Source organism: Lacrimispora indolis DSM 755, from assembly GCF_000526995.1.
Classification (GTDB): domain Bacteria; phylum Bacillota; class Clostridia; order Lachnospirales; family Lachnospiraceae; genus Lacrimispora; species Lacrimispora indolis.
In genome coordinates, this window is the sequence record NZ_AZUI01000001.1 from 4,587,911 (window position 1) to 4,608,290 (window position 20,380).

Sequence of the window (20,380 nt, forward strand, 5' to 3'; positions counted from 1 at the left end):
GAAAATTTGGAAGGTAGGGTATGACTATGCCGCCGAAATGGAATGAAAGCCCGGAAACGGTATATATGCGTGGTACTGATGGCACGGAGATCCCTGTAAGTGATATTCCAGTGCTTGATTTTAAAATGGACCAAGATGAAGAACTGCAAAAGGCCATAGACGAATTTAAGAAGCCTGTTTCCTTGGATTTCTCAATGGCTGTGTTATTACCACCGGGAGAATTGGCCGCTGTCATATGTGGTTTATGTACCTTGGAGCAGGTCCAGCAGAATAATTGGCGGCGGCTTCATGGCATGCCTATGAAAAGGAGGACGAAATGAGATTAAGAGATGTTTTGGCAGTTATTGATGATAATGAAACGGTTGCTATCAGCCTTGATTATAAGAGCCTAAAGAGCTGTGAAAAATTAAGAAGAGAGCATTTAATTGATCTGCTTGATATGACGGTAAAGGGTGTTAAGACTGAAAGTTGCTCAATGCTGTTTATCACAGGAGAAGCAACGATTACAAGTGATACAACCAACCTACATGCAGATGAGATTGAGCATTTTTTACGGGTAGAGATTGAAGTTTCAAGGAATCGTATTGAAAGTAAAGAGGAAATTAGAGCCTTTAATGGTGTAGGGGTTGGACCTGAAGCCGCAAAAGAATTGAATAAACGGCATATTGCGTTTTGCCAGCAGCTATTAGATATGATTCATTAAAACCTGTAGGAGGTTGGGGAAATTATGGAAAAGAGTAATCCAGTTGTAATATATCGTTGCCGCCGGTGCGGTAAAGAATTTCAAGAGACAGGTGTTATAAGAGGAAGCATGCAAACTAATGGTGTTGATGTGCCTGTTGGTCCAGTTTATTTGTATCATCTTTGTGATGATGGCATATTTGGACTGGATGATTTAATCGGAGGATATGAGGTGAAAACAAAAAATGGATAGAGGCTATACAGCTAAAGAGGGATTAGAAATGGGGGAAAGCATAATGGCAGGTTTTATAAGTGGTTTTAAAAAATCCATGAATCCTCCGGAAGATGGATTTGACGGGCAAGCGGATATAAGAATCTTACCAGATGGAAGCCGTTGGGCAGTTTGTCCTTATTGTGGAAAAAAGGCAGTAAAGATTTTGCCAGAAACAAAAATACATATGATGCCGTATAAATGCAAGAACAGCAAGTGCCAAAGTGATTTTATTGTAAATGTATAAAGTGATTTTTAAAGTCTGATTTAAACCAGTGCCTTGTGAGCCTTCGGACCTTTGTTAATAACAGAGGAAGGAGGCTTTTTTCTATGGATTTCCAGGAACACCGGGAAATAATCAAAAAATTAAAGCGGCAGATTGAATCACCGCCTTCTTACGACATTCTAAACATTCTGTTATCAGAACTCCAATATACAATGCAGGATAATCCGGATTTGCCCGTTGAGGAACGGGATTTCATCATGACCTATTCCGGGTTTATCAAGAAATGGGCCGTCACTAGATTTGTCCAGACAATGGATACCTGTTGGGATGATCTGTACTGGAAAACATTGCATTTTGAGGCTCCGTATTTATTCGAATCGTATCTGATTTATCTGGAGAAGAATCGGGAAGCGAAGGATCGCTTTTATTTACCGAAACGCAAGCAGCTGAATAAGCATGGATTGATTCAGGCCATGCAGGATCTGGAAGATGATAGGCTGGATATCTTAAGCATATCAATGCCACCTGGGACGCAGAAAACGACCTTGGAGAAGTTCTTTGCCTCATGGGTAATTGGCAAGCACCCAGATGATTTCAGTTTGTTCTATTCCCATAGTGGCGATATTACCAGAATGTTCTATGACGGTATTTATGACATCACTACAAATTCAGATGAATACACCTGGAGCGAAATATTCCCAGACGTGAGACTTGAAAGTACGAATGCCAAGACTGAGACAATAAATTTTAATAAATACAAACCTTTCCCCAACATACAGTGTACGTCCATTGGCTCAAAGAATGCCGGTAAAGTTAGGTGTAACCGGTACCTGTATTGTGATGATCTTATTGGCGGCATTGAAGAAGCTCTGAATAAGGTTCGGTTAGATAAACTTTGGTCCCTATACAGTGTGGACGGTAAACAGAGAAAAATGGACGGCTGTAAAGAGATTCACATAGCGACGAGGTGGTCTGTCCATGATGTGATTGGACGAATAAAAAACCTATATCAAAAAAGCGACAGAGTGAGATTTATTGAGGTTCCAGATATTGATCCAGTGACTGAGGAATCAAACTTTGACTATGAATACAATGGCTTTTCAGTAGCTTTCTTTAATGATCAGGCACTGGCTATGGACGAAATTTCTTATAAGTGTCTTTATAAAAGCCAGCCTATTGAACGTGAGGGTCTGCTATATCATGAAGATGAATTAAGACGATACTTTACACTTCCGCAGGGAGAACCTGATGCCTTACTTGGAATATGTGATACGAAGGACAAAGGAACAGACTTTATGTTTCTTCCTTGCGTGGCTCAGTACGGAAGTGATTATTACTGCCTGGATTGTGTTTGTGATGATAATTCTGACTATGGAATTCAATACGAAAGGTGCTCCCAAATAATAGTGGATAATAAGCTGCAGCAGTGCCAGTTCGAAAGCAATAATGGCGGTAGCCGGGTAGGGTACGAAGTGAATAAACTGGTGGAGCAAAAGAATGGCCGTTGTAACATCACCACTAAATTCACTGATAGCAATAAGGAAACAAAGATTATCGTAAATGCGGACTGGGTAAAGAAACATGTTTTATTCAAAGATTCTTCTCTTTACAAAGCCAAAAGTGATTATGGGGTTATGATGAGTTTTCTGCTTAGTTATTCAGTGAAAGGTAAGAACGTTCATGATGATGTACCCGATGGCTGGGCGCAGTTTGCATTGTTCACACAAAATATGGGTGGCGCTAAAGTCACAGTTTTCCAGAGACCGTGTTAAGGAGGTTTTACTATATGGCAAAAACATTGAGGAATCCAAAGAAAGAAAACTTAAGTCTATGGAATTCTTATCATAGCATGAAAAAACGCTGTTTAAATCCTAATTGCAAGCGCTATAAAGACTACGGTGGAAGAGGAATCAAGATATGTGAAGAATGGCTTAAAGGCTTTGATGCATTTGCAGATTGGGCAAAAGCAAATGGATACAGGAACGGATTGACCATAGAGCGAAAAGATGTGAATGGCAATTACGAGCCGGATAACTGTATATGGATCACAAAGCAACAGCAGGCTTTTAATAAAAGGGATTCAATATTTGTCACTTATCGAGGACGGACAAAAGATTTAATGGTGTGGTGTAATGAATTAGGGCTGACGTATGATACATTTCATAACCGTATTACTTGTGGGTGGTCCCCTGAAAAGGCATTTGAAAGCCCTGCTAACGGAAAATCTTTTGCTCAAGTGTGTAGGGAGCATGGTTTAAAACCAGCAACGGTTAGAGATAGAGTTTACAAATTGGGTTGGGACTTAGAAGTTGCATTGAATACGCCAAGTGCAGGCCTGGGAGCCAATCAGCAGACTTATATGGGGAGGATTTGATTATGAAATTAACGAGAGAATATTTAGCGACTTATACATATCTGGAATCCGAAATTAAGCGTCTTAGGCGCAGGATAAAATACTATGAAAATAATCCATTGACTTCTGAATATGGGATTGTGAAAGGATCTTTAAAGCAGTTCCCATTTACGGAATGTCATTTTGTAGTTTCAGGGGCAAACGTGAAATCGAATGAAGAAAGGGAAAAGGCGGTTCGGCAGCTCCTAATAGATTTGAAAGGTAACGAGCAGCTTTTTGAAGATATGAAATTGGAGATAGAATGTTTTCTTGAAAAGTTGGGTCCGGAGCAGGTGGAAATTAAGCAGATCCTGTATTATAGATATGTTGAACACTGGCCTTATGACGAGATTGCAAAGAAATTGAATTATGATAGGACAACCATTCAAAAGAAGATTGAAAAGTTTTTGAATTAGTTACAATAGAAATAGAATTTTATTGAATATCGTTGCAATTAGGTATGAATTGATATAATATTTTTATATAACTTGAATGAACTAATCTGTTTACTATTTAGAAAAAACATTAATGGAGAATTAATATGAAAAAACCAAAGGTATTAGGAAAAAACAATATAAGAGGAACAATATACGTTGATGATTTTAAATTTAGTAGTGGTCATAGCGCACCAATTTACGAAGTTTTTGACTGTCATGGATTAAATAAAATTATTGGTTATGCCAAACTTTTAAATCAGGAATATGGAAAAGTTTATTACAGAGGACAATGTAATTTATATGAATCGTTGTTGCCCAGTTTATTTCACGAAAAAACAAATAAAAGTGGAATGAAAATTTCTAAACTAAAAAAAATTATCAATGCTTCTTTAAATGATAAAAAATTTTCAAAAGAAATACATTTAAACAAGGATAACAAAAATTCATATGATATTATTGAAGGTATGTTGCAGCATTATGGGATTAATACTCGCTGCATTGATGCGGTAGATAATCATTGGATTGCATTATGGTTTGGTTTAAATAAATATTACTGTCAAAGTATAGGGAAAATTACCTACGCAACATATATTAATAGAATTAAAAATAATTATAGTTCTGAAATGATAACGAGAATATTAAAAGGCGATGATCCGTTAAGGTATCAATATGTTATGTTAATTGCGGCAGATAGTAATGAAGCAATTAATGGTGTTGAAAACGGAAATGATATAATAACAATTGACTTAAGAATTGCATTACCTTCAACTTTTTTAAGACCACATGCACAACATGCAATTATACTAAAAAAAAGATTACATGATAATTCTTGTGATTATGATATCTCTAGAAATGTCGTAGGCATATTGAAGGTTCGAAATGATATAGTCTATTCTTGGTTGGGGGATGGAGAACTTGTAAAATTCAATAATCTTTTCCCCTCTCCATTTTATGACAATGCATATAGAATTTTGTTACAAAGAGATGATTTATTTAATGATGGGAAAAATTCGATTGTGCGGTATACTTATGACTAAAAGAAAATTTCCCACATTTCCCATTTCATATATGTTAAAATGATATTGTGGTATAGAATGAAAAGAAAGCGTTATCCTAGAGATGGCGCTTTTTGTTATGTCTGGAGGTGGGGATTTGGCATTTGAAGGCTGGCTATTAAAAATAAATGGAACAGTGTTTCCAACTGAATTGATTGCGCTGGAATCCTATAAATGTATACCAGATCAGATAATGGACCTGGACCCCTACAGAGATGGAAGTGGGGAGTTACATCGTAACGTATTGCCACATACAGCTACGTCCATGGAATTCTCCACCACGCATCTGCGATTGAGAGATGTTGACAGACTAAACGCCTTTGTCCCCCATGGTAACAGGGTAAAATGTGAAATAGAATATTGGAATCCCAATACGTCCTCGTATAAGTCGGGGGCGTTTTATATTTCCGATATTCCGTATGAAATTGTAAATATTGATGAGAAAAGAAAGGATATACTATACAAGCCTATTAAGATAACAATAACCGAGTATTAAGGAGGCTAGATCTATGCTGAATATCCCAGAAGAAATAAAAGAACTGTTTCGGGCAGATAATGCCCGGTCAGAAACTGTAAAGCATTTGAAACTTCGTTTTTATGATGAGGAGATAAGGCTACTTTTTCCAGAAGATACACTCTTCCCATCAGATGACTTATTTCCAGTTGATCAGGAACCGGTCTATGTGATAGATAACAGTCAGATTTATTCTGAATCACTGGCAATAGAGGAAAATCTATGCGCAAGTCAAGACTTGGCATTTGGAGAATGTAATTCATCACAGTTTGAGATAACGGTGGCTGATGTTTTGATGGACCTGACTGGAAAAGAATTTATGGCCACTGTTGAAATCGGTGGTTATGAAATGGCGTTGGGTATTTATAGGGTAGATAGTTTTGAGCGTCAGGCTGATAGACGAATGAAAAAGATTGTTGCTTATGACAGAATGCTGAAATTTGATATTGATGTAGCGGATTGGTATCGGGGACTTACCTTTCCTATGACTTTGAAGCAGTTCCGGGATTCGTTATGCGCTCATGTGGGAGTTACACAAATCACGGCTACTTTACCTATGGACGATATGCAGTTGACTAAAACTATTGATCCAGAGCAATTGAATGGCCGTAAGGTTTTAATGGCTATATGCGAAATAAATGGGTGCTTTGGAAATATTGATAAGACTGGCAGGCTTACATATAAATTCCTTGGAACTTCCGGTTTGTTTCCATCTGAAACCTTATTTCCTGATGATGAATTATTTCCCGCTGAGATGACTAATGCGGAAACTTTATCCTACTACAAGCAATCGGAAACACATTATGAAGACTATTTGGTCAATCCTATTGACAAGGTGCAGATCAGACAGGAGGAAGGTGACGTTGGGGCTTCCTATGGACCGGGAAGTAACTGCTATGTAATCCAGGGGAATTTCCTGGCATATGGGAAGTCAGCTGAACAGCTTCTTGCGATTGCTTCCACGGTTTATGATCAGGTTTCCGGAAGGATTTATAGGCCGTGTCAAATCGTTGGCCCGGCCCTTCCTTGGGTGGAAGTTGGGGACGGCATTATCTGCTATACTACTGATGATGTGATTGAAACCTATTGTCTTAAGCGGACAACGAAAGGTATTCAGGGTATGATGGATACTTACGAGGCTAGCGGCAATATTGAACAGGAGCAGAGAACCGGCCTAAGTGATCAGATTATTCAATTGGAAGGTAAGACAGCTGTCATCAAGAAATCAGTTGAAGAAGTATCTGTTAGGGTAACAGATCTGAAGGAATATACCGAAGCGCAATTTAAGGTGACAGCTGACCAGATCCTTGCGGAAGTTACCAGGGCAAAACAAGCCGAAGCATCATTGAGTATTCGCGCTGATCAGATTGCTACATCGGTAACGAATCTTGCCAATGATACCAATTCCCGATTTACGCAGACGGCAAATCAGATTGCCCTGAAGGTAAGCAAGGGTGATGTTTCTTCACAGCTTTCAGTAGAGAGTGATAAGGTAACGATATCCAGCAATAGGCTCATTGTAAACAGTACAAACTTTCAACTTGATGGAAATGGAAATGCCACATTTAGTGGAAGAGTACAAGGAGCTCAGGTGATTGGTTCTTCCATAAGTGGCGGCTCCATCAATATAGGCAACGGTACTTTCTGGGTGGATTCAGGAGGGAATGCTGCTATTAATGCGGGAAATATTGATCTGGGACCTATAAGTATTAATTCTAATTATACAGATTTGGGAGCGTTTAGAGTATCCGGAAATCAATATGGGGCCTTTTTTAGTCAGAATGATGAAATATGGCTCTATACGAGTGCATGGCCGCTTGGTAACGGTCCAGCCCTTGAATTTAAAAGGGGAGGGACCGTTACAACAAGAATTGGATGGGGTGGAATGAATACTCAACAAATTAATTGCAATGATATATATTTAGACGATCCCTGGGTTGCTGGTTGGAGTCTCGTGGATATGCTGAAAGATATTTATAACAGATTACCATGATGGCCTTAAATATTCATATTTCATAAGAAATAGGAAGGAGGGTTGATTTAAAAGAAAATAGTGGATATAATACAGATAAGGAGGTAATGTCAATGAAAAGAATAAAAATAGTATCTATATTAGCTGTATTATTTATCACCTTATTTTCTTTTAATGCTTTTGCCATGGGGAAAGAATATAGAGAACCTGAACGCCCATCACCACTAAACGAAGAACTTGGTAAAGGGTGGACATGGTTAAGCGATGATACTTGCGCACAATTTAAAATGTCAGAAGACATTAAAATAAGTAACATCAAAAGAATGTTTGACCTTGGAATGGTGCGTGGTTGGCAAGGTATACAGAACCGTGACACTTATTCCGGAAAATGGTCCCAGTCTTCAGAAGGAATCTGGTCATTCGAGTTTGACGATAAAACAATTCCGGTGGGAGTAACTAAGATTGACGGCGTTCTATATGCCTTTACAGGCTATGGAGAACTGAAGGCCGATTATGAGTACTATGATGGCCTTAAGACTGGTGCAGATGGCCTTGTGACGGCTGACAGTGCAGAGTTTAAGGACTGGCTTGCAACGCAGTACCTTCCTGAATGTACAAGCCACGAATAATTTAATAAAAACTATTACAGAGAGCGAGGATTATTCCCCGCTCTTTTTGTGTGCCGAAAGGAGTAAGAAGCAATGGAAATACATAGTTTGGAAATCGACATCGATGTTGGCGTTTTAAAGATCAACGGAAGAGATTATAAAGAAAAACCTATTGTTGTTACGCTCCCGGGTCCGGAAGGCTGGCCGTTGGTGAGACTTTTTAATGCTGAAAAAGCAACTGGAATTCCGGGAGCGTGTGATGAGTTAACAGTATCCTACGTGGAAAAAGTGGAGGTGAAGGAGATGTCAGAAGAACAGAAAAGATTAGAAAAGGCGCTATTAGATTTCATTGAAAGAGTTTCAAGTAATGCTGCTTCTGAGAAAGAAGTAGAGATTATCCCAGAAGCAGCATTGGCCTTGATTGAATTATGGAAGATTACGAGATCATTCTGATTCGTATGTATCTTCAAGTAATTCTACAAACTCATTGTAAATTTCACGCATAAATAAGGCCACGTTCTTTCCGGTCTTTTCTTCCATCGTGATAACTGAGTTTGACAATTTGGCTACCATCAATTCTTTGGTGTAGTCTACAGCAACTTTTTTGATTCTAGGATCCAAAGCCATGTTATTTTTCTCCTTTCTTCTGTACTTGGCCGGGCATGACCTGTAATCACAGTATAGAAGATTTGGGAGAATATGGCAATTCACTTTAAGAAAGGAGAGTCTATGAATAAAGTAATTACTTTTACAGAGGAGCAGGTGCTGCAAATTCAATACATGCTGAATGCTGTCACAGTGACCGGGATCCAGAATGCCAAGCAGATAGCGGCCATTGCGCAAATGTTGGAGCTGGGAACGCCGGGTGAAATTAAGGAACCTGAAAAGAAAGAAAATCATTATTCCTCGGATGATTGGGAGAATCCGCCTGAACAAAAGACCAGTGTTAGTGATACTCCCTCTAAAAGGCCTGTCCATAGTAAATGGGAAAAGTTATCCGACATTGATGCTAGGGTCAATGAGGAGGAAAAGAAAGAGGGTGAAGGTTAATGGCATTGCAACCATTTTACACCGTTACAGATTGGCAGAACTTGCCATCGCAGAAAACAGCACTAAATCGGACTAATTTACTTCACACGGAAAATGGAGTAAAGGAACTGGATAACAGGACCGTACAGCTGGACGCAAGCAAGGCAGATAAATCCCTGGTTAATGCTTTGGTAAAAGACATTACGGTGGACGCTGACACCGGAATATTAACAATAACCTATCAAAATGGTACGGTTAAGACTTATGATCTGGATATTGAAAAGGTAGTAACAAACTTTGATATCAACGATGATAATGAGTTAGTGCTTACCCTGGCAGACGGTACGCAGAAGATCATTGATCTTACCAGATTTGTTTATTCGGTAGCAAGTACGGCCACTATCTCCATGACGATCACTGACCGAGTCATGCGGGCGACTATTGTTGATGGTTCCGTAACCATGGCAAAATTAGATGCTGCTATTCAGACAGAATTCCGGCAGTATATGCTTGACGCTCAGGCCGCCCGTGATGCCGCCCTTCAGTATCAATTATTTGCTAAGCGGTACACGCTTGGAGATCAGAGTTTTCCAGGGAGTGAAATAGATAATGCTAAATATTATTACGAGCAGACGAAAACCGCAGAGGAAAATGTAATCCAGAATGCTCAATCCGCTGCAGAGAGTGCCGGCACGGCTACGGAGCAGGCCACGATTGCAACGCAAAAAGCCACAGCTGCTACAGCTGCCACGAATACGGCAACCGCAGCGGCACAAACGGCTACGGAGAAAGCCAACGCAGCAGCAGCCAGTGAGCAGGTGGCAACACAGAAAGCGGCAGCTGCAGGGGCCAGCCAAATAGCGGCAGCTCAGAGCGCCACTGAAACCTCTGATAGTGCGTTACAGGCCAAACGATATGCAATAGGCGGCGTGGTGCCGGAAGATCCGGAAGATAATGCAAAATGGTATTATCAACAAACAAAGAATCTGAAAGAACAGGTGGACGCGGCGGCTAAGATATCGGTTCCACATTTTTATGTGGATCCTGTCACTATGCAGCTCATGAGTGATACGGAAGCCAAGGGTATGAGGTTTTGGTACAATAATGGAAAGTTTTATGGGGAGGTGACAGCATAATGGCTGAAATATATGGAACAATCGGGATCCGCCCTATGGGGGAATATAATCCTGATACAAAATATGAATTGTTGAATTTAGTCAATTATGACGGTAGCAGCTATGTAGCTCATACAGAACCGCCGTTGGGAACTCTGCCATCGAATACGGCATACTGGCAGGTATCAGCCCAGGGAACCAGTAAAGCTACGGCTGACAGCGTAGGAACGGTAAAGCCGGACGGAGTAACAACGGAGGTTAGCGCTGATGGTACATTGAGTGCTAAAACTGCCTCGCAATCCACTGCTGGTATGGTGAAGGGTAGCCAAGGTATTACGGTAGGGACGGGCGGCGCAATTGATGTGAATACGGCCTTTACGCAGGCCACAGAACTGGCCAATATTATAGCCGGGGAAGCAATTGCGCAGGTGCTGGGGAAAATATCTAAGGCTATTGCAACAACAATGAACTTAGATCAAAACGCCTTACTTAAGAACATGCTGACTAATATGGATGCCAATGATCAGAATAAGATCAATACCGCTGCATATGTACATACTCTTACGGAGCGCATTGGCATGAGTACAGAGCTGACTGCAGGTGCCAATTTAACCGCAGCCCTTAATGCACTAAATAGCAATTTACCGAACCTAATCATAGCACAATCACAAACGCTTCCGGAAACAGCGGTACCGGCTAATGGTTATGTTGATATTTCGTACACCCCTACGCCCATAAACGGATATACTCCATTTCAGTATTCGCTTTGGTCTGGAGGGAATCCCTCTGTCGGTATTGTGGCTATCACATCCAGTTTGGTCAGGTTACGTAATTTTTCTGGTGCATCAATAAATGCCACACCAATTATATCGGTGACATATAAAAGGGCCTAAATGCTCATTTTTCGACCCAAGATCCCCATGTATTGACCCTCGTTCTTATCCAAAATCTAGGGGCCACCTCTAATGAGGTAAATTTTTGGATCGCGAAAGATGATGAGTCAATAAACATTGTTTCTACAATGCCGTGGAACGCAGCAGGAAGATTAGTGCAACTACTTGCTGCCCTGTATACAGAAAGAACATTGATGATGGTTGGAATTTCATTCAGATTTCCAGCATACTCACCTCTGTTTACTACCTTTGCGGAAATATTGTTTAAATTGCTATTTAGTGAAGAAAAGAAACTTGTAAATCACAGTCCCATAAGGGGCTTATTTTTATGCTCATCTGAGCGGAAAGGAAATTATGAGTAATATAAGAATCGAAAGAATTAAGTTTGGTACTCAGGAATTCGATCTGATCGCAGCCGGGGTTAATCTTGGAGAAAGTGGTGGAACCATTGCCTTTTTGAAAGGGTCCGCTTCTTTCGAGTCCATCGAAGCTGCCTTGAAAGAAAATGGAAGCATAGTACAGATCGGATTATCCGGAGAGCCGGACTGGACCCGGTCTGACTTAGTTTATGCGGGCAAGCTGGCAAAACAGTCCGATCAGGTTATCGGCACGGCAGAAGATGGTGTGACCTCCATCACAGCAGATGTCATAACCGCCACTTTTCGCACACCGGATCTGACCGAAACCGTAAAGGAACAGGCTGCAGAGATCAAATCATTAAGAGCAACTGTTGACACATTAGTATTATCAAGTTTGGAGGGATAAGCATGTTTGATACATTAATGAGATTATTTGATAGCGGCAAGGGCCCGCTGACAACTGCAATGTTGGCGAATGCAGTCATTAAGAAATGGATTACCGAAGAACAGAAACAGGAGATCCTTGCATCTAAATAAATGAAACGGAGGTGCTGCCATGACTGAAACGGAGGTTGCGGTTAGATTGGAAGCCCATGAGCATGAAATAAAGTCTTTGAAACACCGAATGGAAGATCAGGAAGAACAGAGCAAATCTATACAGGACCTGGTTCTATCGGTAAAGGAATTAGCTCTTAATATGCAGGCAATGCTTAAGGAGCAGGGGAGCCAGGGGGAAAGGTTGGCTAAATTGGAGGCAGCTCCAGGAGAAACATGGAATAACATGAAACGGACGTTTGCAAACAGATTTATTGATATCATTGCCGGGGCGCTTGCTACCGGCATTATTGTTATGATAATTCAAAATTTAAAAATAGGAGGATAATATCATGAACAAAGATTATATGGTAAAGTGGGCAAAGGCAGCAGGAGTAAGAGCGGTAAAGACGATGGCGCAGACAGCTATTGCAACAATCGGGACAACGGCGGTAATGTCCGGTGTAGATTGGATTATGGTGGGATCAGCAACAGCACTGGCCGGGATCCTTTCCGTACTTACATCGGTAGCTGGACTGCCGGAGCTAAAAGAATAACAAGTTGTAACGTCACAACTTTTCGGGCCTGGGATCTCCCGGGCCTTTTCTTTTTGATTGGAGGATTATCATGGAGATTAAAAAACTACTTACACCGTATAACCATAATATCGGCACTCTGGATCGTATCAAGTACATCGTGATCCATTATGTTGGGGCCCTGGGAGGTGCAGAAGCAAACTGTAAATACTACGCGTCCCAATACATTGGAGCCAGCGCTCATTATTATGTCGGGTTTGATGGGGGAGTTTGGCAGTCTGTTGAGGATCAGAACATAGCATGGCATTGCGGAGCAAAAACCTATACTCACCCGGAATGCCGGAATGCAAACAGCCTGGGGATCGAGCTCTGTGTTAGGAATAAGGGGAGTCAGGCGGATACAAGCTGGGATTGGTATTTTGAGGAGGCTACGGTGCAGGCAGCCATTGAACTGACCAAGGAACTGATGGCGAAGTACAACATCTCTGCAGATCATGTAATACGGCACTATGATGTGACCGGGAAGATTTGTCCCAATCCTTATGTTTATAATCACACACAGCATACTTGGGAGGCATTTAAGACGGCTCTGACGGCTACACCGGAAAAGAAATTCGGCTGGCTCCAGGAGGACGGCGGATGGAGATTCTACAACGGTGATACCGGCGAGTATGTCCGTAATGATTGGCACCAGGATCCTGATGGTAAATGGTACTGGTTTGATGGTGCCGGTATGATGGTCTCAAACGTCTGGTATCAGCACAAGGGCGCATGGTACTACCTGGGACCAGACGGCGTTATGTGTGCTTCACAACTTGTAGAAAATTCCGGAAAGATTTATGCGGTAGATGCGGATGGTAAAATGGTTACTGAACCTGTAATGTTAACTCCTGATGCTGATGGTGCATTGCAGTATCCGGGGTTAGCTAACCAATTATTTACCAACCTTTAAATTGTAAGTATATTTGAAATGAAGTTAGGTGAAGATAATTGTAAAATATGGATGAAATAGAAAGGAAAGTGTGGTATAATGGCAATCAATGGGGGGTACATAGATGTGAAGAATGAAAATGCATTAATTGCTTTAGCCTATATAAAAGAAACAGATAATCCATTAACAGTATTTTGCAATTATGTTTTGATATGCTTAATCATAACACCGGCCTCTTCGTTGAGGCATGACGAATTATCTGATAAAATTTCGGAGCAATTTGGCTTAAAAATGCCACAGCACATGCTAAAAATGTGTTGTCGAATCTTAGAAAAAGACAAAAAGATTGAAAGACTTTCAAAAGGTGCAGGATATTTACTTAAAGATTTTTCTTTTGATTTAAGTGGTTTTGAAGTAAAGAAAACTCAATTGCAAGATAAAGAACGCTTATTAGTTAATGGACTAATGTCTTATGCTGAGGATTATAAATTAAATTGGAACTATCAACAGGCTAGAGAATATTTAACGAATTTTTTATTGGTTCGTGGAAATGCTGTTGCAATATTTGCAGAAAAAGCAGTTAAAGAAGTTGAAAAAGAAAAATTTGTGTCCAATGATTGGTATGTTGGAAAATATGTATCCCATTTACTTGAATGTAATGATGCAAGAACAGAATATCTTATTGATATAGTAAATGGAATGATGATTTATATTGGATTGTATGAAACAAATGACTATAATCAGGACCGTAACCAAAAGTTTAAAGGAACGAATTTTTACTTTGATACTAAATTAATTTTACGGTTAATGGGATATTCATGGACGCTGGAAATTGAGTCTACGAAAGAATTATCAGATTTAATTGAAAAAGAATATGGTGGAAATATTTGTGTTTTTGAGCATACAGTTGGAGAAATTGAATCTGCCTTATATAATGCAGCTGAAACCTTAAAAAGGGGTGAGGTTATTGCAGATTATGAGTTAAGAATGTATGTAGAGTTAAACAAATGTACTGATTACGATTTAAGATTGCAAAGCCAATCTGCAAGAGCAACCATAGAAAGAAAATTGGGATTTAGAGTACAACCTTCTGTCGATTGGGAAGAAAAGAAGAATTATAAGAATAATTTAGACTCGGAGGCATTAATACAGTTTGTTAAGTGCAAGCATTTACGATGGAAAGAAAGAGCAATAGAAAATGATATTGATTCAATAAATTATATTAATATATTGCGAAAGGGTGATTATTCAGTCAAATATGGAGGACGTAAAAAATTGCCTGTTTTTATCACAACCAATACAGCTCTGGTTTGGGATATTAAAGAATATATCCACAGGTTTGGAGCAGATGATAAAGGGGTTGCTATGTGGAATCCTAATGCATTACCGATTATTTCAGACAATATGCTTATGTGTCGATTATGGTTGCCAAAAGCACAGAATTCAACAACTATTCCGTTGTTGACTTTAGCTAGGAATGCTTATGCTGCACAGCAGGCCAATACTGCCTTTTTTGAAAAATTAAGAACCTCTGCCAAAGAATTAAAACAGAAGCATAACATTGATGTAATTGATATTTCTATTGCTAGAAAAGAAAAGCTGGAAGAATTATTGATAAAAAACACAGCTGGAGATATGGAAGAAATATCAGTTGAAATGCTGGCTACGTCAGTTGAAGAAATGATTAAGCTTGAAACGATGAGTCTCCAAAAATCAGTTGAAAAATTAGAGACAGAAAAGGATATTCAAGTTCTCATTAATGAGAGTAATAGGAAAAATATTATACGATCGGCAGTTAAAAGGTATAAAAATAAATTGGGACTAAAAAGAATATTAATTTATGTTGCCAGATCATACTGGATATGTTTAACTATAGTTTTTGGATTTTTAAGTTTGGGCCTTTCAAAAGCCAAAGGATTACAGATAACAAGTGAATTACCTTATTTTGGGATTATATATGTTTTTATTTTCCTTTTGCTAAAAGTATTGGAAAAGGCAACGAATAAAGGATTTGTTGGAGAACTGTTTTTATCAACGGCAATAAAATATGTTTGGAAAAAGTATTCGGAAGAAGTGAAAATGGGGTTATTGGATTTTGAAAAAGGAGATGAAAGTGAAATTCTTTTGGCTTGTATTGATGAGACTCCCATATTAAATAAATATCGAAAATATTATGAATTAAATTAGGTTTAAACACATAGGCGAAAGCATAATTTAGGATCTATGAAAAGCATTATCATAAAGATAGTGCTTTTTTGCGATTTTTTAAGAAGCTCATCTCAGCTTATATAAAAACGTTAGTCAAATGTTAGTCATTTGGATGAAATTAAATTTTCTTAAAACTAATTTAATCTCTTAAAATAAGAAAAAACCCCGCAAACACGAGGTTTTACATAAGCTCCCGGGGGGACTCGAACCCCCGACCCACGCATTACGAAGAATCAATATTTTGGAGAATGCATTGAATTACATAGACGATAGAGCTGACTACTCCAGATCCGGATTGAGCTTTGAGATATCCAGAATTAGCTGAGTAAAACGATAGGCGGACTTCCGGTTTATTACGGTAGTTCGCCTTTTTGTGTCATACTGATTTGTACTTAACCTCATTTATAGCTTTGCTCATTGTACTTACAGGATCGTGACCATTAAACCACTCATCATGACATGCTTTCGGAAGAATCACCGGCATTCTATCATGAATAAAGGAAATACCTGACCAAGCCGGACGTGTCAGAATAACGAAAAGAGATTCCCCGGTTTTAGAATCAATCTTTGAAAGTCCGGCCATCCACACGGGAGAATTATCAGGTGCTGCCAGTGAATATTTTATTTTTTTAGAACCTTGTTTTTCCCATTCATAGTACCAACTTGCCGGTACCAGGCAGCGACCTTCCATCATTGGGCGACGGAACGTATTCTTTTCTGCGGCGGTTTCACTTCTTGCATTAATAATTTCACCTTTGCCATCGAACTTTGGAAACCCCCAACGCATTGCCGCCATGGTTCCATTTGGAGATAAAACAGGAGCAGTGTTTGTTGGATATATTTCTCCGGTTTTTATTGCATTTTTATTTTCTACGGCAGCAATAATGGATTGTAATTCAACGTTGTCTATCTCAATATAATATCTTCCACACATATCATTTGAACGCCTTTCATGTTATTTAATTTATGGTAGTATTACACTTGTTGCAATATTATATTACCATAACCCATTTACAAGAGTCCATGAAATACACTAGTTTAAATTCATGACATATGCCGCCGATAATGGCCTCACAGAGAAACTCCTTTGAAGGAATCCCATTATAATTTTTATCTTCGGTGCATTTTATTGTTATATTAGATATTGTTTGTATTATACCGTCATCACCCTCAAACTTAATGCTTAGCGGTCTGAGACTACAAGTGGATGTAAACCACGCCTTACAAGCGATGTGATACATTTTACCTCTAATTTCTCCGCTATCAATTTGATTGTTATTTGATCCGATTCCAAATGTCCCCATAATATCACCTACAACACATTCTGTTTATTATAGTCCACAGTCCTTTTCTCCCTGCTAATTCCACCACTCATATGATCTATGGATTTACTTTTCACAAAGCTTGCGCGCTTTATAGAATCCATTCCAAAGCGATTTCTAATTTCATCTACTGCTTTATCCAGCAGCTCCAGTTTTTCATAGTCTACTTTATCAAATATATTTAATTGTCGGCTGCTTTCAGTTGACACGTGATTTGTGTGTATGCCCAAATGACGGATAGGGATCTTATTCCACGCATCATCAAAAATCTGACAGGCTACTTCGTAAATCTCACGTGTGATGTTTGTTGGAGTATCAATGGTCATTTGGTGCCCGTAGTACTCCAGGTTATAATCTCTTATTCCTACGGATATTACGCTAATTTTAACATTATCCGCTCGTAGTCTGGCGCTTAATGTTTCCGCGAGAGACAGCAACACCAGATGAGCCGTTTCCCGGTCTATCACATCAAATGATATAGTTGTGCTATTGCCATATCCTTTGTTTGGAGGCGGGGTTGGCTCTACAGATGTTAAATCAATACCATTTGCAAATGCCCATATAATTTCACCATGCTTGCCGAAATGAGCTTTGATTATTGTTAGATCGGTCTGGGCTAATTCTCCTATAGTTTTAATTCCAATACCATATAACTTTTTTGTAGTTGCGCGGCCAACAAAAAATAAATCAGATACAGGCAATGGCCACATTTTATCCTTTATTTCATGTGCCCATAAGGTATGTGTCTTGTTCGGTTTGGAGAAATCCGAAGCCATTTTTGCCAGGATCTTGTTACTGGATACACCGATATTTACCGTAAATCCAAGTTCTCCGAAAACGCGGTCCTTAATTTGATTGGCAACTTCCTCAGGTTCTCCAAATAAAGACTCAGTACCAGTCATGTCCATAAAAGCTTCGTCGATAGAGTACTGTTCTACAGTAGGGCTATATTCTTTGAGCATATTAAGAAACGCATCAGAGGATCGTTGGTAAAGATTATAGTTAGGCGGGACCAGAACAAGATCAGGACATTTGCGCAAAGCATCTGTTACTGGCTCACCAGTCTTTATATTATATTTTTTAGCAGGAATGCTTTTAGCAAGTATAATACCATGGCGTTTTGTTACGTCACCACCAACAGCCGAGGGTATATCTCTCAAGTCTAACTTGCCACCAAGATGATACAATCTATATACAGCCTCCCAGCTTAGAAATGCCGAATTCACATCGATATGAAATATAACTCTGTTCATTTTATCACCCCTACATATATTTATTACAGTATAGTCGAATGTATGTTCGAATAATAGTGGAAATTTCAGGGAAAATGTAGGGAGATGTTCCGGGTCTGCATTAAAAACTACTTTGCATGCTTCCCGGGGCATGATATAATAGGCATGTAGAGTGGCAGAAAGGATAGCCACATGGACGATAATCTTAAAGCAATCAATATAATTCACTTCGGCGGCAAATCAATTTATCTAAATGATACGTGTATTTCGCACACAATTTTCAAACAAGGGCAAGTTTTAGAAGCAGCGATTTATGGAAATATGATAGTTATAAGACCCGCTTTGTCATCAGAAACGCTTAAGAACTAAATAATGTAAATGGTCACTCTACAAAAAAAGAGGTAGGGACATTTATGTCTTTACCTCTAATATTTTATCCATGAGCGAGCATTCCGCATTCTTCACAATATAACCAAGTAGACTTATTACGAACTTTATTAGGCGTTTTAATTCTTTTAGCATTGGCATTATCATAACCACATACAGGACATATAAATTTGGTTTCGCCATACCAGCCTATTTTTTCTAAAGCATTTAATCCGGATTCAATAAAAACGAAACATTCATCTTTTTTAAATTGTTTTTCCATAGCAATTTCTCCTTGGTCTCTTTTCAAAAATAGTATAACATATTTAGAAAAATAAATCAAACATATGTTCGTAAAATGCTTATAATGGATATTTGTTGAAGTTGAGTTTGAATGTGCTATAATAAATATATCTTAGGAGTGATGATTAAATATGAAAAGAAAGTATTTATTTATAATTATATTTATTATTTTTTTATTATTAAGCTTTACTGTCTTTAAAAAGGCAAATAAAACAGATGAAAGCAAATATCTTAATAGTGGGAATCAGATTGATACATATGCGAAAAATTTTATGCCGGCCATTGAAGATTTACCCACATCTCAAGCTATAACATACGAATACAATCGTGCTTCAATAATATTGTTTGAGACAGAAACATTAATGCTTGTCGTCAAGTATGATGAGGAAATATATAAAAAGGAAAAAGAAAAATTAACAGAGAAGTATAAGTTTTTAGACCATAAAGTGGTTTCAGATTTTGATAAAGAAAAATATTATATTCCCGAGTATCAATTCTCAATAAATAACTACGAGCTTAAAGTTGTAAACGGAAGTGACAGTTATAAAGCAGAATATCCCAAGTCATTTGGTATGATTGGAATATCTGATAAAAAAAAGAGTATAGCATATTTATATTTCTATGATTATGATTTAGACTATATCCAATGTGATGATGAAAGCCCGATGGCTGGTTTTGTTAATAAGTATTTTAAATATGATTTTTAGGCAAAATAGCAATTTAAATAACAGAGGTGTCGTGACTCAGATTGCAGTTATTACAGCAACAGGAGCTACAACCGTACCGAATATGTCAGCTTACAAGTACATCTATGCCTGCGGTATGCAGGGTACAAACAATGCAGTATGTTCAGTTTTTGCTCCTTACAGCGTGTTTAAAGGAGATGCTTTACTGTACGCATCTTTTTATGACGGCAGTACAGTACGACAATTTTCCATAAGAGCCACAAATGACACAACGGTTAATATTGGTGTTATCACTAACTGTTCCAACGGAGTAACGATCTATGGAATTAAATGATCATTGTGTTTATTGACAAATATAACTCGTGGATAGCATGTAATCTGTAGACGTTTTCATTGCACCTGCTTTGAATATTCTACCCTCTGGATCAAGCTCAAACTGTACAACTTCGGTTCCCCATGTATTTATACATAATCCATAAAGCCTTCTTGGTGGTTTGAGCGCATTTGGAAACTGAATCACTCTAAGTGAAGCATCAATTGTTGCATTTGTTGTAAATCTTAATTGCACAAACGCAATATTACCAGATTTAATTGCATAACAATAATCTGTGTTCAATATAGCCTGCTGTGCTGAAAAGTCTGCCGCTAAATATGTTTTGTTGTTTAAATTGCTATTTACGAACATATTTTAAGATTCCCACATTTCCCAT

27 protein-coding genes are annotated in these 20,380 nt (G+C 38.7%); 22 read left to right on the plus strand and 5 right to left on the minus strand.

Features of this window, described 5'->3' with window-relative positions:
- The first annotated feature begins 65 nt into the window (after window positions 1–65).
- From K401_RS0122225 to K401_RS0122280, 12 genes are all read left to right on the plus strand, one after another.
- Complete coding sequence (locus tag K401_RS0122225; protein ID WP_166435291.1) at window positions 66–320, plus strand: hypothetical protein; 255 nt, start codon at window positions 66–68, stop codon at window positions 318–320.
- Complete coding sequence (locus K401_RS0122230; RefSeq protein WP_024295015.1) at window positions 317–703, plus strand: hypothetical protein; 387 nt, start codon at window positions 317–319, stop codon at window positions 701–703. The genes K401_RS0122225 and K401_RS0122230 overlap by 4 nt, the downstream gene beginning before the upstream one ends.
- A gap of 24 nt (window positions 704–727) precedes the next feature.
- A complete protein-coding gene (locus K401_RS0122235; protein ID WP_024295016.1) occupies window positions 728–934 on the plus strand; it encodes a hypothetical protein in 207 nt (68 codons plus the stop codon).
- Window positions 927–1,199: a hypothetical protein gene (locus K401_RS0122240; protein ID WP_024295017.1), complete on the plus strand. Its 273-nt coding sequence runs from the start codon at window positions 927–929 to the stop codon at window positions 1,197–1,199. Before K401_RS0122235 ends, K401_RS0122240 begins: the two co-directional genes overlap by 8 nt.
- Before the next feature lie 83 nt (window positions 1,200–1,282).
- Entirely contained in the window at window positions 1,283–2,950 is a 1,668-nt protein-coding gene (locus K401_RS0122245) for a hypothetical protein (protein ID WP_024295018.1), read from the plus strand.
- Window positions 2,951–2,964: 14 nt separating this feature from the next.
- A complete protein-coding gene (locus K401_RS31445; RefSeq protein ID WP_024295019.1) occupies window positions 2,965–3,552 on the plus strand; it encodes a hypothetical protein in 588 nt (195 codons plus the stop codon).
- 2 nt (window positions 3,553–3,554) lie between these two features.
- A complete protein-coding gene (locus K401_RS0122255; protein ID WP_242842329.1) occupies window positions 3,555–3,986 on the plus strand; it encodes a sigma-70 region 4 domain-containing protein in 432 nt (143 codons plus the stop codon).
- Window positions 3,987–4,111: 125 nt separating this feature from the next.
- Window positions 4,112–5,044, plus strand: coding sequence for an FRG domain-containing protein (locus K401_RS0122260; RefSeq protein WP_024295020.1), 933 nt, complete (start codon window positions 4,112–4,114; stop codon window positions 5,042–5,044).
- Between the two features lie 115 nt (window positions 5,045–5,159).
- On the plus strand, window positions 5,160–5,558 hold the full coding sequence (locus K401_RS0122265; protein WP_024295021.1) for a DUF6711 family protein: 399 nt from the start codon (window positions 5,160–5,162) through the stop codon (window positions 5,556–5,558).
- A 13-nt stretch (window positions 5,559–5,571) separates the two neighbouring features.
- Entirely contained in the window at window positions 5,572–7,569 is a 1,998-nt protein-coding gene (locus tag K401_RS0122270) for a hypothetical protein (protein ID WP_024295022.1), read from the plus strand.
- 92 nt (window positions 7,570–7,661) lie between these two features.
- Entirely contained in the window at window positions 7,662–8,177 is a 516-nt protein-coding gene (locus K401_RS0122275; protein WP_024295023.1) for a hypothetical protein, read from the plus strand.
- A 72-nt stretch (window positions 8,178–8,249) separates the two neighbouring features.
- The gene (locus tag K401_RS0122280) at window positions 8,250–8,609 is read left to right on the plus strand and encodes a hypothetical protein (protein WP_024295024.1); all 360 of its coding nucleotides are present in this window, start codon (window positions 8,250–8,252) and stop codon (window positions 8,607–8,609) included.
- On the opposite strand, the gene K401_RS0122285 is transcribed toward K401_RS0122280, so the two are convergent.
- Window positions 8,601–8,783, minus strand: coding sequence for a hypothetical protein (locus K401_RS0122285; protein WP_024295025.1), 183 nt, complete (start codon window positions 8,781–8,783; stop codon window positions 8,601–8,603). The genes K401_RS0122280 and K401_RS0122285 overlap by 9 nt on opposite strands.
- A gap of 102 nt (window positions 8,784–8,885) precedes the next feature.
- Here K401_RS0122285 and K401_RS0122290 point away from each other — a divergent pair, with 102 nt between their 5' ends.
- The 9 genes from K401_RS0122290 to K401_RS0122335 all read left to right on the plus strand — a co-directional run bounded on the left by K401_RS0122290 (window position 8,886) and on the right by K401_RS0122335 (window position 15,740).
- A complete protein-coding gene (locus K401_RS0122290) occupies window positions 8,886–9,206 on the plus strand; it encodes a hypothetical protein (protein ID WP_024295026.1) in 321 nt (106 codons plus the stop codon).
- The gene (locus K401_RS0122295) at window positions 9,206–10,321 is read left to right on the plus strand and encodes a hypothetical protein (RefSeq protein ID WP_024295027.1); all 1,116 of its coding nucleotides are present in this window, start codon (window positions 9,206–9,208) and stop codon (window positions 10,319–10,321) included. Before K401_RS0122290 ends, K401_RS0122295 begins: the two co-directional genes overlap by 1 nt.
- Complete coding sequence (locus K401_RS0122300; RefSeq protein WP_024295028.1) at window positions 10,321–11,193, plus strand: hypothetical protein; 873 nt, start codon at window positions 10,321–10,323, stop codon at window positions 11,191–11,193. The genes K401_RS0122295 and K401_RS0122300 overlap by 1 nt, the downstream gene beginning before the upstream one ends.
- 354 nt (window positions 11,194–11,547) lie before the next feature.
- Entirely contained in the window at window positions 11,548–11,958 is a 411-nt protein-coding gene (locus tag K401_RS0122310) for a hypothetical protein (protein ID WP_024295030.1), read from the plus strand.
- A gap of 2 nt (window positions 11,959–11,960) precedes the next feature.
- Entirely contained in the window at window positions 11,961–12,089 is a 129-nt protein-coding gene (locus K401_RS33020; RefSeq protein WP_156945307.1) for an XkdX family protein, read from the plus strand.
- Between the two features lie 19 nt (window positions 12,090–12,108).
- The gene (locus tag K401_RS0122320; RefSeq protein ID WP_024295031.1) at window positions 12,109–12,435 is read left to right on the plus strand and encodes a hypothetical protein; all 327 of its coding nucleotides are present in this window, start codon (window positions 12,109–12,111) and stop codon (window positions 12,433–12,435) included.
- Between the two features lie 4 nt (window positions 12,436–12,439).
- Window positions 12,440–12,643 (plus strand): holin, encoded by a 204-nt coding sequence (locus K401_RS0122325; RefSeq protein ID WP_027352349.1) that lies wholly within the window; start codon window positions 12,440–12,442, stop codon window positions 12,641–12,643.
- 70 nt (window positions 12,644–12,713) lie between these two features.
- Complete coding sequence (locus tag K401_RS31450; RefSeq protein WP_024295033.1) at window positions 12,714–13,574, plus strand: peptidoglycan recognition protein family protein; 861 nt, start codon at window positions 12,714–12,716, stop codon at window positions 13,572–13,574.
- Between the two features lie 78 nt (window positions 13,575–13,652).
- Window positions 13,653–15,740 carry a hypothetical protein gene (locus K401_RS0122335; RefSeq protein WP_024295034.1) on the plus strand — a complete coding sequence of 696 codons (2,088 nt, stop codon included), beginning with the start codon at window positions 13,653–13,655 and terminating at the stop codon, window positions 15,738–15,740.
- 397 nt (window positions 15,741–16,137) lie between these two features.
- On the opposite strand, the gene K401_RS0122340 is transcribed toward K401_RS0122335, so the two are convergent.
- The 3 genes from K401_RS0122340 to K401_RS0122360 all read right to left on the minus strand — a co-directional run bounded on the left by K401_RS0122340 (window position 16,138) and on the right by K401_RS0122360 (window position 18,964).
- Window positions 16,138–16,695 carry an SOS response-associated peptidase gene (locus K401_RS0122340; RefSeq protein ID WP_024295035.1) on the minus strand — a complete coding sequence of 186 codons (558 nt, stop codon included), beginning with the start codon at window positions 16,693–16,695 and terminating at the stop codon, window positions 16,138–16,140.
- 378 nt (window positions 16,696–17,073) lie between these two features.
- The gene (locus K401_RS0122350) at window positions 17,074–18,336 is read right to left on the minus strand and encodes a DNA polymerase Y family protein (RefSeq protein ID WP_024295037.1); all 1,263 of its coding nucleotides are present in this window, start codon (window positions 18,334–18,336) and stop codon (window positions 17,074–17,076) included.
- A gap of 412 nt (window positions 18,337–18,748) precedes the next feature.
- Window positions 18,749–18,964 (minus strand): hypothetical protein, encoded by a 216-nt coding sequence (locus tag K401_RS0122360; RefSeq protein WP_024295038.1) that lies wholly within the window; start codon window positions 18,962–18,964, stop codon window positions 18,749–18,751.
- Window positions 18,965–19,115: 151 nt separating this feature from the next.
- Between K401_RS0122360 and K401_RS0122365 the strand changes: the two genes are divergently transcribed.
- Complete coding sequence (locus tag K401_RS0122365; RefSeq protein ID WP_024295039.1) at window positions 19,116–19,691, plus strand: hypothetical protein; 576 nt, start codon at window positions 19,116–19,118, stop codon at window positions 19,689–19,691.
- Window positions 19,692–20,013: 322 nt separating this feature from the next.
- Here K401_RS0122365 and K401_RS0122375 read toward each other — a convergent pair whose 3' ends face one another.
- Window positions 20,014–20,355, minus strand: a complete 342-nt coding sequence (locus K401_RS0122375) for a hypothetical protein (protein WP_024295041.1) — start codon at window positions 20,353–20,355, stop codon at window positions 20,014–20,016.
- Window positions 20,356–20,380 lie beyond the last annotated feature (25 nt).

What these genes read in the sequence shown, in the direction of transcription:
- K401_RS0122225 (WP_166435291.1), top strand. Translation starts at nt 66, where the DNA reads ATGCGTGGTACTGATGGCACGGAGATCCCTGTAAGTGATATTCCAGTG.
- K401_RS0122230 (WP_024295015.1), top strand. Translation starts at nt 317, where the DNA reads ATGAGATTAAGAGATGTTTTGGCAGTTATTGATGATAATGAAACGGTT.
- K401_RS0122235 (WP_024295016.1), top strand. Translation starts at nt 728, where the DNA reads ATGGAAAAGAGTAATCCAGTTGTAATATATCGTTGCCGCCGGTGCGGT.
- K401_RS0122240 (WP_024295017.1), top strand. Translation starts at nt 927, where the DNA reads ATGGATAGAGGCTATACAGCTAAAGAGGGATTAGAAATGGGGGAAAGC.
- K401_RS0122245 (WP_024295018.1), top strand. Translation starts at nt 1,283, where the DNA reads ATGGATTTCCAGGAACACCGGGAAATAATCAAAAAATTAAAGCGGCAG.
- K401_RS31445 (WP_024295019.1), top strand. Translation starts at nt 2,965, where the DNA reads ATGGCAAAAACATTGAGGAATCCAAAGAAAGAAAACTTAAGTCTATGG.
- K401_RS0122255 (WP_242842329.1), top strand. Translation starts at nt 3,555, where the DNA reads ATGAAATTAACGAGAGAATATTTAGCGACTTATACATATCTGGAATCC.
- K401_RS0122260 (WP_024295020.1), top strand. Translation starts at nt 4,112, where the DNA reads ATGAAAAAACCAAAGGTATTAGGAAAAAACAATATAAGAGGAACAATA.
- K401_RS0122270 (WP_024295022.1), top strand. Translation starts at nt 5,572, where the DNA reads ATGCTGAATATCCCAGAAGAAATAAAAGAACTGTTTCGGGCAGATAAT.
- K401_RS0122275 (WP_024295023.1), top strand. Translation starts at nt 7,662, where the DNA reads ATGAAAAGAATAAAAATAGTATCTATATTAGCTGTATTATTTATCACC.
- K401_RS0122280 (WP_024295024.1), top strand. Translation starts at nt 8,250, where the DNA reads ATGGAAATACATAGTTTGGAAATCGACATCGATGTTGGCGTTTTAAAG.
- K401_RS0122285 (WP_024295025.1), bottom strand. Translation starts at nt 8,783, where the DNA reads ATGGCTTTGGATCCTAGAATCAAAAAAGTTGCTGTAGACTACACCAAA.
- K401_RS0122290 (WP_024295026.1), top strand. Translation starts at nt 8,886, where the DNA reads ATGAATAAAGTAATTACTTTTACAGAGGAGCAGGTGCTGCAAATTCAA.
- K401_RS0122295 (WP_024295027.1), top strand. Translation starts at nt 9,206, where the DNA reads ATGGCATTGCAACCATTTTACACCGTTACAGATTGGCAGAACTTGCCA.
- K401_RS0122300 (WP_024295028.1), top strand. Translation starts at nt 10,321, where the DNA reads ATGGCTGAAATATATGGAACAATCGGGATCCGCCCTATGGGGGAATAT.
- K401_RS0122310 (WP_024295030.1), top strand. Translation starts at nt 11,548, where the DNA reads ATGAGTAATATAAGAATCGAAAGAATTAAGTTTGGTACTCAGGAATTC.
- K401_RS33020 (WP_156945307.1), top strand. Translation starts at nt 11,961, where the DNA reads ATGTTTGATACATTAATGAGATTATTTGATAGCGGCAAGGGCCCGCTG.
- K401_RS0122320 (WP_024295031.1), top strand. Translation starts at nt 12,109, where the DNA reads ATGACTGAAACGGAGGTTGCGGTTAGATTGGAAGCCCATGAGCATGAA.
- K401_RS0122325 (WP_027352349.1), top strand. Translation starts at nt 12,440, where the DNA reads ATGAACAAAGATTATATGGTAAAGTGGGCAAAGGCAGCAGGAGTAAGA.
- K401_RS31450 (WP_024295033.1), top strand. Translation starts at nt 12,714, where the DNA reads ATGGAGATTAAAAAACTACTTACACCGTATAACCATAATATCGGCACT.
- K401_RS0122335 (WP_024295034.1), top strand. Translation starts at nt 13,653, where the DNA reads ATGGCAATCAATGGGGGGTACATAGATGTGAAGAATGAAAATGCATTA.
- K401_RS0122340 (WP_024295035.1), bottom strand. Translation starts at nt 16,695, where the DNA reads ATGTGTGGAAGATATTATATTGAGATAGACAACGTTGAATTACAATCC.
- K401_RS0122350 (WP_024295037.1), bottom strand. Translation starts at nt 18,336, where the DNA reads ATGAACAGAGTTATATTTCATATCGATGTGAATTCGGCATTTCTAAGC.
- K401_RS0122360 (WP_024295038.1), bottom strand. Translation starts at nt 18,964, where the DNA reads ATGGAAAAACAATTTAAAAAAGATGAATGTTTCGTTTTTATTGAATCC.
- K401_RS0122365 (WP_024295039.1), top strand. Translation starts at nt 19,116, where the DNA reads ATGAAAAGAAAGTATTTATTTATAATTATATTTATTATTTTTTTATTA.
- K401_RS0122375 (WP_024295041.1), bottom strand. Translation starts at nt 20,355, where the DNA reads ATGTTCGTAAATAGCAATTTAAACAACAAAACATATTTAGCGGCAGAC.